Raw genomic sequence first — 12,841 nt, 5'->3', positions numbered from 1 at the left:
GTTTCTCACTGTCGCTCTGGGGGCGACATGCTATGCTTTTGGGGTCCAGATCACGAGACGCCATGAGTGCGCTCGAGACCGTCCGAACACTTTCGAGGAGAACCCTTCATGTCGATGAGAACCCGTGCCCTGTGTCACCTGAGCGCCGGTAGTCTGTTGCTGGCCGGCGCGATCGGCGCGCAGGCAGCGAACCTCGGCTTTCTGAACGACACGCCGCTTAGCTACATGAAACAGCGCGACATCGACTCGGTGAAAAAGGCGGTCGTCTCCGCACTGAACGGCAAGCAGGACGGGGAAACCACGAACTGGGTCAACGAAGGCACCGGCAATAGCGTGAAGATCGACGCGGCGATCACGGTCGCGAGCACGGCCAAAGACGGCGAACGCACCTGCCGTGACGTCGGCGTCGTGCTGAGTGCCAAGGGACAATCCATGAACCTGCGCCCGCAATTCTGCAAGCAGGGTAGCGGCACCTGGCAATTGCAGAAAAAGCATTGAGCATGCAGGCGGTCAATGCGGCGCGTGTCCGCTTTCTGCCGCAGCGGTTCGAAGCCTTGCGCGTGCGTTTGAGCTTGGGTTCGCGTTCGCTTGAAGCGGTGTCGCAATGAACGCGCGGGTGATCTCATGCGGCATCGTGTTGCTTGACCCGGACGGCCGCGTGCTGCTCGCGCACGCCACCGAGACATCGCACTGGGACATTCCGAAAGGGCACGGCGAAGCAGGCGAGGCGCCGCATGTCACGGCGCTGCGCGAGATGGTCGAGGAGACCGGTATCGCCATCGAGCCCGCGCGCCTCAAAGATCTTGGCCTGTTCGTCTACCGGCGCGACAAGGATCTGCATCTGTTCGGCGCGCGTGCCACCGCCGACGAACTCGACCTGAGCGTGTGCACCTGCACGTCGCTCTTTCCACGCCGCTCCGACGGCACGCTGATTCCGGAAATGGATGCCTACCGCTGGACTGCGCCGGACGAAGTCGACAGGTATGCGAGCCGCAGTCTCACGCAGCTCTTTCAGACCACGCTGTCGCTCGCGGAATTGCACCGGTCGCTATAACGGGAAAGCCGGCGACTGCATAGGCCGCCTGGCGGCTCAGTCGAGTGCGCGGTCGTTGGGATGGGCGAAGAGGGCGCGATTCTGTTCCGAGAGCGGAAAATTCAGATTGATGCCGTGCGGCGGAATGGGCTGCGTGAACCATTGCCTGTACAGACGCTCCGCTTCACCGGAAGTCTGGCCGCGCGCGATCACGCCGTTCACGAGGTTGCGAAATGGCTCGTCGCCCTTGCGGAACATGCACGCATAGACTTCATAGCCAAGCGGCGTGCCGGTCACCACGAAGTCGTCGGGGCGCGAATCGGTCGATTTGAAGCCGTACACGATCGGCTCGTCCATCACGAAGGCTACCGCCCGGTCGTCCTTGACTGCGCCAAAGGCTTCGAGGTGATCCCGCGCACTGGTGATGCGCATGTTCAGGTGCTTGTCGGTGTTCAGACGGCGCAGCAGACGTTCATCCGAGGTGCCCGCCGTCGTCACGACCGTTTTGCCGGCCAGATCCTGAAAATCCGTAATGCCGCTGCTTTTGCGCGCGATCATGCGCACGGCGTACTGGAAGAAACTGTTGGAGAACGCGGCCACACTTTCGCGTTCCACCGTGTGCGTGGTCGAGCCGCATTCCAGATCGATCTGGTTGTTGAGCAGCATCGGCGTACGGTTCGACGAGGTGACCGTGATCTCGTGCACCTTCAGTTGCGGCATGCCGAGCGTTTTCTTGATCTCGTCGACGATTTGCAGCGCGATGGTCTGCGAGTATCCGACCGTGCCCTGGCCGTCGAAGTAGGAAAACGGAATCGACGCTTCACGCACGCCGAGTACGACTACGCCGTCGTCGTGAATTTTCTTCAGCGTGCCGGTGAGTTCGTCCGCGTGCGCGGAGCAGGCCAGCGACAGCGCGCCGAACGCGGCCAGCGCCATGAGTGCGCCACGCGCACCACAGGCGCTGCCGCGCGTGGCACGCGCGGTACTGCCCGTTGCGTGCCCTGCTGCGGGCTGCGCTGAGGTCGGCGTGGTGTGCTCGATACTTGCCCTGTGGCGGGCTGCAACTTTCATCGGACCTCCGGGACTGGCGCTCGCAAACACTGCGCCGTCACTGTCGATGGAACATGATGCAACAAAACGGCGTGCATCTTTCTGACAGGACGCACGCCGTATTCAACGTCAACTGCGCTACGCAAGCTCGCGCTCCGGCTTACGCCGGCTTGCCCCAACTATCGCGCAGGCTGACGATGCGATTGAATACGGGCTTGCCCGGCTTCGAATCGACGCGATCGGCAACGAAGTAGCCGTGGCGCTCGAACTGATAGCGTTGCTCCGGCAGCGCCTCGCGCGCGCCCGGTTCCAGGTAGGCGTTGACCACGCGCTTCGAATCGGGATTCAGCGCTTCGAGGAAATCGCGGCCGCCGGCGTCCGGTTGCGGCTCCTTGAACAGACGGTCGTAGATACGCACTTCGGCCGGGCACGCGGCTGCCGCGCTGACCCAGTGGATGTTGCCCTTCACCTTGTAGTTGTTCGCGCCTTCGGTGCCCGATTTGCTGTCCGGGAAGTAGTTGCAGTGAACCGCGACGATGTTGCCGTTCTCGTCCTTGTCGGCGCCGATGCATTCGATCACGTAGCCGTAACGCAGGCGCACCTTGTTGCCCGGGAACAGGCGGAAGTAGCCCTTCGGCGGCGTTTCGTTGTAATCGTCGCGTTCGATCCACAGTTCGCGCGAAATCGGAAACTCCCGCACGCCCATTTCCGGATGATGCGGGTGGACCGGCGCGTTGCACGGCTCGGTTACGCCTTCCGGGAAGTTGTCGATGATCAGCTTGACCGGATCGAGGACGGCGGCGGTACGCGGCGCTTTCTCATCGAGATCGTCGCGCAGTGCGCCTTCGAACACGCTCATGTCGATCCACGAATCGACCTTGGTGATGCCGATACGCTCGCAGAACAACTGGATCGCTTCCGGCGTGAAGCCGCGCCGGCGCACGCCGACGATGGTCGGCATGCGCGGATCGTCCCAGCCGTCCACATGGCCCTCGGTCACGAGTTGCAACAGCTTGCGCTTGCTGGTGATCGCGTAGGTCAGGTTCAGGCGCGAGAATTCGATCTGTTGCGGCAGCGGGCGCGTGAAAATGCCGGCTTCGGCGAGCTCGTTCAGGATCCAGTCGTACAGCGGACGATGATCTTCGAACTCGAGCGTGCACAGCGAATGCGTGATGTTTTCCAGCGCGTCCGAGATGCAGTGCGTGTAGTCGTACATGGGGTACACGCACCACTTGTCGCCGGTACGGTAGTGATGCGCGAAGCGGATCCGGTAGATGACCGGATCGCGCATGTTGAAGTTCGGCGACGACATGTCGATCTTCGCGCGCAGCACGTGCTCGCCTTCCTTGAACTCGCCGGCTTTCATGCGGCGGAACAGGTCGAGGTTCTCCTGCACCGAACGTTCGCGAAACGGCGAGGGCGTGCCGACCTCCGTGGCCGAACCGCGGGTCGCGCGCATTTCCTCGGCCGACTGGCTGTCCACGTACGCCTTGCCGCGCTGGATCAGCAGTTCGGCGAATTCGTACAGCTTGTCGTAGTAGTCGCTCGCGAAGTAGAGCTGCTCCTTGCCGTCTTTTTCCCACTCGAAGCCGAGCCAGCGCACGGCGTCGATGATCGAGTCGACGTATTCGACGCTTTCCTTTTCCGGGTTGGTGTCGTCAAAACGCAGATGGCACACGCCGCCGTAGCTGCGCGCCACGCCGAAGTTCAGGCAGATGCTCTTGGCGTGACCGATATGCAGATAGCCGTTCGGCTCGGGCGGAAAGCGCGTTTCGACGCGCTGGCCCCACTTGCCGGTGCGGTTGTCTTCGTCAATGATGTTGCGGATGAAATTGGATGCCGCTGGCGCGTCGTTGCGTTCGGTATTCATGCGAGAAGGTGAAAGTCTGTCGGGGGCGCGCAATGCGCCCTCTTATCCGACAATTCTACCTGACGAGCCCCGTTGCGGCAGGCGAGTGCGGCATGCCGCCAACGTTTGAGCGGTTTTGAGGCAAATTCCGCGGCCGGGCCGGCGCTGTAACAGGAGGTAAAACGGTTTGTTGCTGCGTTCGCGGCCGACATACGATGCGAGCGGCGCGGCCTCGTCTGCTCGCGCGCGCTATGCCTGCGTTAGGCTTTCTGGCGCCGCACCGGGTCGTGTGCCTCCCGTACTCAGGCCGTACATTCCTTTGTCGCCTTGCGCGAATTCCTGCGGTTCGTGCAACATGGCGCCCTCAGTTGCCGGAGTTTCTCGGATGTCTGTCCCGACACATGGCGCGCTTCGCGCGCCTTTCGCCTCGCTTTGTTTCGCCCGGATCCTGACGGTGTCGGCAATGCTTGCCGCGTTCACCGGCGGCGCGCTCGCGCCCACGGCCGCGCTCGCGAAAACGCCGCCGCCCAAGGCTGTATTCGACGCGTCGGCGGTGGCCGTGCCGGACCGCTACAGCGCGGACACGGCGCAGCAGATCTTCGCGGCTGGCGGCAACGCAGTCGATGCGGCGGTCGCAATCGCCTTCACGCTGGCCGTGACCTGTCCGGACGCGGGCAACCTCGGCGGCGGCGGCTTCATGACCGTGTTCATGGACGGCAAACCCTACTTCCTCGACTATCGCGAGCGCGCGCCGCAACAGGCGACTCGCGACATGTACCTCGACGACAAGGGCAATCTGCTGCCGGGCATGAGCGCCGTCGGCCATCGCGCCGTAGCCGTGCCGGGAACGGTGGAGGGCATGTGGCAGGCGCAGCAGCGTTTCGGCAAGCTGAAGTGGAAGCAGGTGCTGGCGCCCGCGATCCGCTATGCGACCGACGGCTTCCAGGTCGAGCCGTGGTTGCAGCAGCGCCGCGACGCGGCGACGAAAAGCTTCGCCGGCAAGACCAATTTCGACGCCTACTTTTCCGGTCTGAAGGCGGGCGTGACGTACCGCCAGCCGGAACTCGCACAGACGCTGTCGCGTATTGCGAGCGACGGCGGGCGCGAATTCTACGAGGGCCGCACCGCGGATCTGATCGCCCAGCAGATGTACGGCCACGGCCTCGTCACGAAGCAGGATCTGATTCAATACAAGGCGGTGTGGCGTCAGCCGCTCACCGCCGAGTGGAACGGCTATCGGGTCGTCACTGCGCCGCCGCCGAGTTCGGGCGGTGTCGGGCTGATCCAGATGCTGAAGATGAAAGCCGATCTGAAGCCGGCGTTCGACGGACTCGACCTGAATTCCGCGCCGTATATCCATCTGATCGCCCAGATCGAGGACCGTGTGTTCGCCGACCGGCAGCAATACCTGGGCGATCCTGATTCGTTCAAGGTGCCGGTCGACAAACTGATCGACGACGCCTACCTCGCGCAACGCGCCGACGAAGTCAAACCCGACGAAGTGCCGGGCGCGGCGCCGGTGAAGCCTGGCCTCGGCGGCGCCGCGCCGGAGAAGGCGCAAACCACCCATTTTTCGGTGGTCGACAAGTGGGGTAATGCCGTGTCGAACACGTACACGTTAAATGGCGACTTTGGTTCAGGCGTGGTGGTGGATGGCGGCGGCTTCCTGTTGAACGATGCGATGGACGACTTCGTCACCAAACCGGCCGGTGCGAGCCCGTCGGGTGCGGGCAGCGCCGAAGTCAACACGGTGGCGCCCGGCCGCCGCCCGCTGTCGTCGATGACGCCGACCATTCTGCTGAAGGACGACAAGGTGTCGCTCGTGATCGGCACGCCAGGCGGCTCGCGCATTCTGACGTCGATTTTCCAGGTGATGACCGACCTGTACGACTTCAATATGCCGCCCGCCGACGCGCTCGCCGCAATGCGCTTTCACCATCAGTTGTTGCCGCAGAAGACGATCTATTTCGAGCCGTATCGTCCGATCACGGGGGAACTGGCCGAGCAGTTGCAAGCGAAGGGCTACACGCTCGAGGGGCAGTCGTTCAACGGTGACGTGCAGATGATCCGCATCGAGGGCACGACGCCCGAACCGGCGGCGGACCCTCGCGGCGTGGGCGTGGCGCGCGTGATGCATTGAAGGGGCCGGCGGGGTGGGCCAAAACCGCAGGCCAAAACCGCGGTCGAAAACAATAAACTGCGAACAACGACCAACGACGGGGAACGCGATGAGCGTACAGGAACGATTGAGAACGCTGGTGTTGCCGGGCTACCAGAATTCGGGCGCCGGCCACTGGCAGACGCGCTGGGAAGCGCTGAATCCGTCATTCGAACGCGTGCAGATGCCGGACTGGGATCACCCCGAACGCGACGCCTGGTGCCGCACGCTCGATGAAGCCGTAGCCGCCGCCGCTGCGCCCGTGGTGTTCGCCGCGCATAGTCTCGGCTGCCTGACGGTGGCCTTCTGGGCGTCGCAGTACGCGAGCGCCGCGCAGCTTGCGAAGGTGGCGGGCGCTTTGCTAGTCGCTCCGCCCGATCCCGCCGGGGCCCACTTCCCGCAGGACGCGCGCGGTTTCGCGCCTGTGCCTCTCGTGCGCCTGCCGTTTCCGACCATTGTCGTGGCCAGCAGCGACGACCCCTACGGCGGCGTGCCGTTTTCACGGACCTGCGCGAATGCGTGGGGCAGCCGCTGGATCGATATCGGCGCGTGCGGCCATATCAATGCGGACAGCGGCCTTGGCGATTGGGACGAAGGGCGCAAGTGGCTGGCGTCGTTCGGCGCGGCGGCCTGAAGGCCCGAAGGCCTGAACTGCGCCGCCGGCCCGCTCAGATCACCGACTGCGCGCGCAACGCCGCGATCTTCGCTTCGTCGTATCCGAGCACGTCGCGCAAGATACTCGCAGTGTGTTCTCCGAGCGTGGGCGGATGCGCCAGCGCTTCGGGCGGCGTGCCGCTCATCCTGATCGGATTGCGCACCAGCTTGACGGTGGCGCCCGACGGATGCGGCAGATCGACCTGCAACCCGCGCGCCACCACCTGCTCGTTCTCGAACACCTCGCCGAGATCGTTGATCGGCCCGCACGGCACGCCTGCCGCTTCGAGCGCGGCGATCCATTGCTGCTTGCCCTGCAGGCGGACCATGTCCGCGAGAATCGGCACGAGGATGTCACGATTCCGCACGCGCGCCGGGTTGGTGGCGAACCGTTCGTCGATTGCCAGTTCCGGACGGCCGCCCGCTTCGACGAATTTGCGGAACTGCCCGTCGTTGCCGACCGCGACGATGATCCAGCCGTCGCTCGTCTGGAAAGTCTGGTACGGCACGATGTTGGGATGCGCATTGCCCCAGCGCACCGGAGGCTGACCGCTCGCCAGGTAGTTCGAGTTCATGTTGGCCAGCATCGCCACCTGCACATCGAGCAGCGCCATGTCGATGTATTGGCCTTCGCCCGTGCGGTCGCGGTGCGTGAGGGCGGTGAGCACGGCGATGGTCGAATACATGCCGGTCATGAGGTCGGCGATCGCCACGCCGGCCTTCTGCGGGCCGCCGCCCGGCTGGCCGTCGCGCTCGCCGGTAATGCTCATGAAGCCGCCAATGCCTTGCACGATGAAGTCGTACCCGGCGCGTTGGGCATACGGCCCGGTCTGCCCGAAGCCGGTTACCGAGCAGTAGATGAGGTCGGGCTTCACTTCCTTGAGCGACGCGTAGTCGAGGCCGTACTTCTTCAACTGGCCGACCTTGTAGTTCTCCAGCACCACGTCGCTCTGCGCGGCCAGTTCGCGGATGATCCGCTGGCCTTCGGGCGACGCGATGTCCACGGTGACCGAGCGTTTGTTGCGGTTCGCCGCGAGGTAGTACGCGGCCTCGTGCGTATCCGCGCCGTCCGGCGTCTTGAGGTACGGCGGTCCCCAGTGGCGGGTGTCGTCGCCGACTTCCGGGCGCTCTATCTTGATCACGTCGGCGCCGAAATCGGCGAGGGTCTGCGCGCACCAGGGGCCGGCGAGCACGCGTGTGAGATCCAGCACGCGGATATGACTGAGAGCGCCCATGTTCGTAGATGTCTCCTAGGTAGCCAGGCGGCGCGCAAGACGCCGCGAATGGGGGCAATCTTAAGCGATTCCGGCACGCGGGCGCAGTCAGCCGAACGACATAGGACAAACAACGCTCTGCGGAATCAACGGCGCGGCCCGGCCAAACCTGGCCGAACGGCCAACCATGCAGGGCGCGCTGCCGCGCGAGGGCGCCGATCCCGTATAATCAGTCGTTTAAGAAACAAACAGTTGGCGCATCTCACGATGCCGCCGGTAACAGCCAGGGAACTGGCAAACCCGTCCCCCGCACGCTATGAAAGCCGCCGAAATCCGCGAGAAATTCCTCAAGTTCTTCGAATCGAAGGGCCATACGATCGTTCGCTCGTCGAGCCTTGTGCCCGGCAACGACCCGACACTGCTCTTCACCAATTCGGGAATGGTGCAGTTCAAAGATGTGTTCCTCGGCGCGGAGTCGCGTCCGTATTCGCGCGCCACGACCGCGCAGCGCAGCGTGCGCGCCGGCGGCAAGCACAACGACCTGGAAAACGTCGGCTACACCGCGCGTCACCATACGTTCTTCGAAATGCTGGGCAACTTTTCGTTCGGCGACTACTTCAAGCGCGACGCGATCCACTACGCGTGGGAACTGCTGACGGGCGTGTACCAGTTGCCGAAAGACAAGCTCTGGGTCACCGTCTATCACGAAGACGACGAAGCGCACGACATCTGGGCGAAAGAAGTGGGCGTGCCGGTCGAGCGCATCATCCGCATCGGCGACAACAAGGGCGCGCGCTACGCGTCGGACAACTTCTGGCAGATGGCCGACACCGGCCCGTGCGGCCCGTGCTCGGAAATCTTTTACGACCACGGCCCGGACGTGTGGGGCGGCCCCCCGGGGTCTCCTGAAGAAGACGGCGACCGCTACATCGAGATCTGGAATCTCGTGTTCATGCAGTTCAATCGCGACGCGCAAGGCAACATGACGCCGCTGCCCAAGCAGTGCGTCGACACCGGCATGGGTCTGGAGCGTATCGCCGCGGTGCTGCAGCACGTGCACAGCAACTATGAGATCGACCTGTTCCAGGCGCTCATCAAGGCGGCCGCGCGTGAAACCGGCGTGAGCGATCTGACCAACAACTCGCTGAAGGTGATTGCCGACCACATTCGCGCGTGCTCGTTCCTGATCGTCGACGGTGTGATTCCGGGCAACGAAGGCCGCGGCTACGTGCTGCGCCGTATCGTGCGCCGCGCAATCCGTCACGGCTACAAGCTGGGCAAGAAGGGCTCGTTCTTCCACCGCATGGTGGCCGACCTCGTCGCGCAAATGGGCGCCGCGTATCCGGAACTGAAGGACGCCGAACAACGCGTGACCGACGTGCTGCGTCAGGAAGAAGAGCGCTTCTTTGAAACCATCGAACACGGCATGTCGATTCTCGAAGGCGCGCTCGCCGAGCTCGAAGCCGGGAGCAGCAAGACGCTCGACGGCGAACTCGCATTCAAGCTGCACGACACGTATGGCTTCCCGCTGGACCTGACGGCAGACGTGTGCCGCGAGCGCGAAGTGACGGTCGACGAAGCCGCCTTCGACGAGGCCATGACGCGTCAGCGCGAACAGGCTCGCGCGGCAGGCAAGTTCAAGATGGCGCAAGGGCTCGAATACTCGGGCGAGAAGACCACGTTCCACGGTTACGACGAAATCGTTTTCGACGACGCGAAGGTGATCGCGTTGTATGTGGAGGGCGCTTCGGTGCAGCAGGCAAGCCAGGGGCAGCAGGCCGTCGTCGTGCTGGATCACACGCCGTTCTATGCGGAGTCGGGCGGCCAGGTCGGCGACCAGGGCGTGCTGGCCAACGCGAGCGTGCGCTTCGCGGTGAGCGATACGCTGAAGGTGCAGGCCGACGTGGTCGGCCATCACGGCACGCTCGAACAGGGCACGCTGAAAGTGGGCGACGTCGTCAAAGCGGAAATCGACGCGGTGCGCCGCGCCCGCACGGCTCGCAACCACTCGGCCACGCACCTGATGCACAAGGCGTTGCGCGAAGTACTCGGCACGCACGTGCAGCAGAAGGGATCGCTCGTGGACGCGGACAAGACCCGTTTCGACTTTGCGCACAACGCGCCGTTGACAGACGAGCAGATCCGCCGTGTCGAGGAAATCGTCAACGCCGAGGTGCTGGCGAACGCGCCGGGCATCGTGCGCGTCATGTCGTTCGACGAGGCAGTGAAGGGCGGCGCAATGGCGTTGTTCGGCGAGAAGTACGGCGACGAAGTCCGCGTGCTCGACCTGGGCTTCTCGCGTGAATTGTGCGGCGGTACGCACGTGCATCGCACCGGCGACATCGGCCTCTTCAAGATCGTGATGGAAGGCGGCGTGGCGGCGGGCATCCGTCGCGTGGAAGCGATTACGGGCGACAACGCCGTGCGCTTCGTGCAGGACCTCGACGCGCGCATCAACGCGGCTGCCGCTGTGTTGAAGGCGCAGCCGTCGGAGCTGACGCAGCGCATCGTGCAGGTGCAGGACCAGGTGAAGTCGCTCGAAAAGGAACTGAGCGCGCTGAAGTCGAAAATGGCGTCGAGCCAGGGCGACGAACTGGCTGGTCAGGCGATCGAAGTCGGCGGCGTGCACGTGCTGGCGGCTACGCTCGAAGGCGCGGACGTCAAGACGCTGCGCGAAACCGTCGATAAGCTGAAGGACAAGCTCAAGAGCGCGGCGATCGTGCTGGCGTCGGTCGAAGGCGGCAAGGTGAGCCTGATTGCCGGCGTCACGGCAGACGCAAGCAAGAAGGTCAAGGCGGGCGAACTGGTCAACTTCGTGGCGCAGCAAGTCGGCGGCAAGGGCGGTGGCCGTCCGGATATGGCGCAGGCTGGCGGCACCGAGCCGGCGAATCTGCCGGCGGCACTGGCCGGCGTCAAGGGCTGGGTCGAAAGCCAGCTTTGATTCGGGCATGATCGGGCCACGCGGGGCGCCGGCAGTGTGGGCGCGCCGCGTGGCCTGAGTTCAGATCAGGAAGACCCTTCCGCCGCAGCGGCGAGTTCGGGCAAATTCGCGGCATTTTCCGGTGCCACCATCGCCTGCTTGAGCGCATTCAGTGCGGACGAAAAATGCCCGCGCCGCCAGACGAGCAGCGTCTCGACCATTCCGATATCGGGCAGTTCATGCACCGCGATATTGCTGGCGTCGGCCTGCAGATCCAGCACTGATCGTGGCGCCACCGCCACGCCCGCGCCAGCGGCCACGCAAGCCACGATCGCATGATAGGAGCCCAGCTCCAGCACTCGCGCCGGCCTCACGCCGTGCTCCAGATACCACTTCTCGATATAAGCCCGGTAAGCGCAGCCGCGCTCGAACGCGATCAGCGTCGACAGCGCAATGTCCTGAACGTCGTGAATCGGCCGGTGCCCGCGAGGCGTCAGCATTACCAGTTCCTCCGTGAACACCGGCACCCATTCGAATAATTCGCCGAGCGCTGCGGGGTCCAACGGCGTCGCCACCAACGCGGCATCCACTTCGAATTCGCGCACCCGCTCGATCAGCTTGCCGGTCGTGCCGGTCTCCAGTTCCAGCGCGACTGCGGGCCACTGCTGGTGATAGCGCGCGAGCAGCGCAGGAAGACGCGTTGCCGCGACGCTTTCCATCGTGCCCAAACGCAGGCGCCCGTTCGGGCGATCCTCGCGTACCGCATGACGCGCTTCATCCGCGAGCGCGAGCAGGCGCTCGGCGTAGGGCAGCAGCGTCTCGCCGGCGGGCGTCAGCACGAGACGGCGGCCGTCGCGGATGAACAGGTCGGTGCCCAGTTGCTCTTCGAGTTGCTTGATGCGCGTGGTGACGTTCGATTGCACGCGATTGAGCTTGGCAGCAGCGCGCGTCACGCCGTTTTCCCGCACGACCGCGCGAAAAATGGTCAGGGCGGCCAGATCCATGATTCTCTCCTGGCGATGGATGGTATCCGAATTATTCATTTTTCGTGATTGAAAGGTCAAGTTACCATGAATTCAGCCATCCCACTCGTTGACTGAATCCATCGTCGCCTGCTCATGAATCAATCAGCCTCCCTCGCCCACGGCAGCCTTGCGGGACGCCACGCCGCCCGCCGCGCCGCGCTTGCCTGCATGGTCACGCTGGCGGTCGCGCTCGGCATCGGCCGATTTGCGTTCACGCCGCTCCTGCCGCTGATGCTTCATGGCAGCGCATTCGGCCAGCCGCAGATCGACATTCAGCATGGCGGCTGGCTCGCGTCGTTCAATTACGCCGGTTATTTCGTCGGCGCGGTCGCCTGTGCGGCGCTGCGGATCGAACCGGCGCGCATGGTGCGCGTGGGGCTCGCCGCGACAGTGCTGCTGACGCTGGCAATGGGCGTGACGGGGCAGTTCTGGGTGTGGGCCGCCGTGCGCTTCCTCGCCGGGGCGGTCAGTGCGATGACGTTCGTTTTCGCATCGCAGTGGGGCTTGCGGCGGCTCGCCGAACTCGGCGCGCCTGAGTGGAGCGGGGTGATCTATACGGGGCCGGGCGCGGGTATCGTCGGAACGGGCCTGCTGGTCACGGTGGCGGATGGGTACGGGCCCGCGATGGGATGGCTCGGTTTTGGGCTCGTTGGCGCTGTTCTGTCGATTGCGGTTTGGCCGGTGTTTAGTGGTCGCGGAAATGGGTCGGGTGCTCGCGTGGCGGGCTCCAATACCGCGCCGGCCGCCACCAGGGACGACGCCGATAAGCCAGCTGTCATCAAGGGAGCGGGCATCAAGAGTGCCGCCACGGCCCGCGCCGTCACAGCCCACTCCGCCACGACCAGTGCCGGCACTAGCAGAGTCGGCACGACCTCCGCCGCCGGCACGACCAGCGCCGGCACGACCCACGCCCCCGCCACGACCAGCGCCGCCACAAC

General features: G+C 64.5%; 10 protein-coding genes. 6 read left to right on the top strand and 4 right to left on the bottom strand.

All coding sequences use genetic code 11. The annotated features are described in order from the left end of the window. Positions 1-108: 108 nt before the first annotated feature. Positions 109-498 (top strand): RT0821/Lpp0805 family surface protein, encoded by a 390-nt coding sequence (locus NE850_RS23025; RefSeq protein ID WP_007181046.1) that lies wholly within the window; start codon positions 109-111, stop codon positions 496-498. Between the two features lie 106 nt (positions 499-604). After that, positions 605-1,054 carry an NUDIX hydrolase gene (locus NE850_RS23020; protein ID WP_310699430.1) on the top strand — a complete coding sequence of 150 codons (450 nt, stop codon included), beginning with the start codon at positions 605-607 and terminating at the stop codon, positions 1,052-1,054. Between the two features lie 36 nt (positions 1,055-1,090). On the opposite strand, the gene NE850_RS23015 is transcribed toward NE850_RS23020, so the two are convergent. After that, positions 1,091-2,104 (bottom strand): transporter substrate-binding domain-containing protein, encoded by a 1,014-nt coding sequence (locus NE850_RS23015; protein WP_007181048.1) that lies wholly within the window; start codon positions 2,102-2,104, stop codon positions 1,091-1,093. A 139-nt stretch (positions 2,105-2,243) separates the two neighbouring features. Beyond that, entirely contained in the window at positions 2,244-3,953 is a 1,710-nt protein-coding gene (locus NE850_RS23010; protein WP_007181049.1) for a glutamine--tRNA ligase/YqeY domain fusion protein, read from the bottom strand. A 364-nt stretch (positions 3,954-4,317) separates the two neighbouring features. On the opposite strand from NE850_RS23010, the gene ggt reads away from it, so the two are divergent. Together ggt and NE850_RS23000 are read left to right on the top strand one after the other, a co-directional pair. Beyond that, the gene (gene ggt / locus NE850_RS23005; protein ID WP_007181051.1) at positions 4,318-6,072 is read left to right on the top strand and encodes a gamma-glutamyltransferase; all 1,755 of its coding nucleotides are present in this window, start codon (positions 4,318-4,320) and stop codon (positions 6,070-6,072) included. Between the two features lie 88 nt (positions 6,073-6,160). Then, entirely contained in the window at positions 6,161-6,724 is a 564-nt protein-coding gene (locus NE850_RS23000) for an alpha/beta hydrolase (RefSeq protein ID WP_007181052.1), read from the top strand. 34 nt (positions 6,725-6,758) lie between these two features. Here the strand turns inward: NE850_RS23000 and NE850_RS22995 are convergent, their stop codons facing one another. Beyond that, positions 6,759-7,979, bottom strand: coding sequence for a CaiB/BaiF CoA-transferase family protein (locus tag NE850_RS22995; RefSeq protein ID WP_007181053.1), 1,221 nt, complete (start codon positions 7,977-7,979; stop codon positions 6,759-6,761). A gap of 295 nt (positions 7,980-8,274) precedes the next feature. On the opposite strand from NE850_RS22995, the gene alaS reads away from it, so the two are divergent. After that, on the top strand, positions 8,275-10,899 hold the full coding sequence (alaS, locus tag NE850_RS22990) for an alanine--tRNA ligase (protein WP_007181054.1): 2,625 nt from the start codon (positions 8,275-8,277) through the stop codon (positions 10,897-10,899). Between the two features lie 65 nt (positions 10,900-10,964). Here alaS and NE850_RS22985 read toward each other — a convergent pair whose 3' ends face one another. Further along, entirely contained in the window at positions 10,965-11,882 is a 918-nt protein-coding gene (locus tag NE850_RS22985) for a LysR family transcriptional regulator (protein ID WP_007181055.1), read from the bottom strand. 114 nt (positions 11,883-11,996) lie between these two features. On the opposite strand from NE850_RS22985, the gene NE850_RS22980 reads away from it, so the two are divergent. Continuing rightward, positions 11,997-12,841: YbfB/YjiJ family MFS transporter (locus NE850_RS22980; protein ID WP_310699429.1), on the top strand; the 845-nt coding region annotated here is incomplete at its 3' end.

The organism is Paraburkholderia sp. USG1 (assembly GCF_031570135.1).
GTDB lineage: Bacteria > Pseudomonadota > Gammaproteobacteria > Burkholderiales > Burkholderiaceae > Paraburkholderia > Paraburkholderia dioscoreae.
Note: the sequence above shows the minus strand (reverse complement) of the source record. Positions and strands in the feature narration are given on the sequence as shown.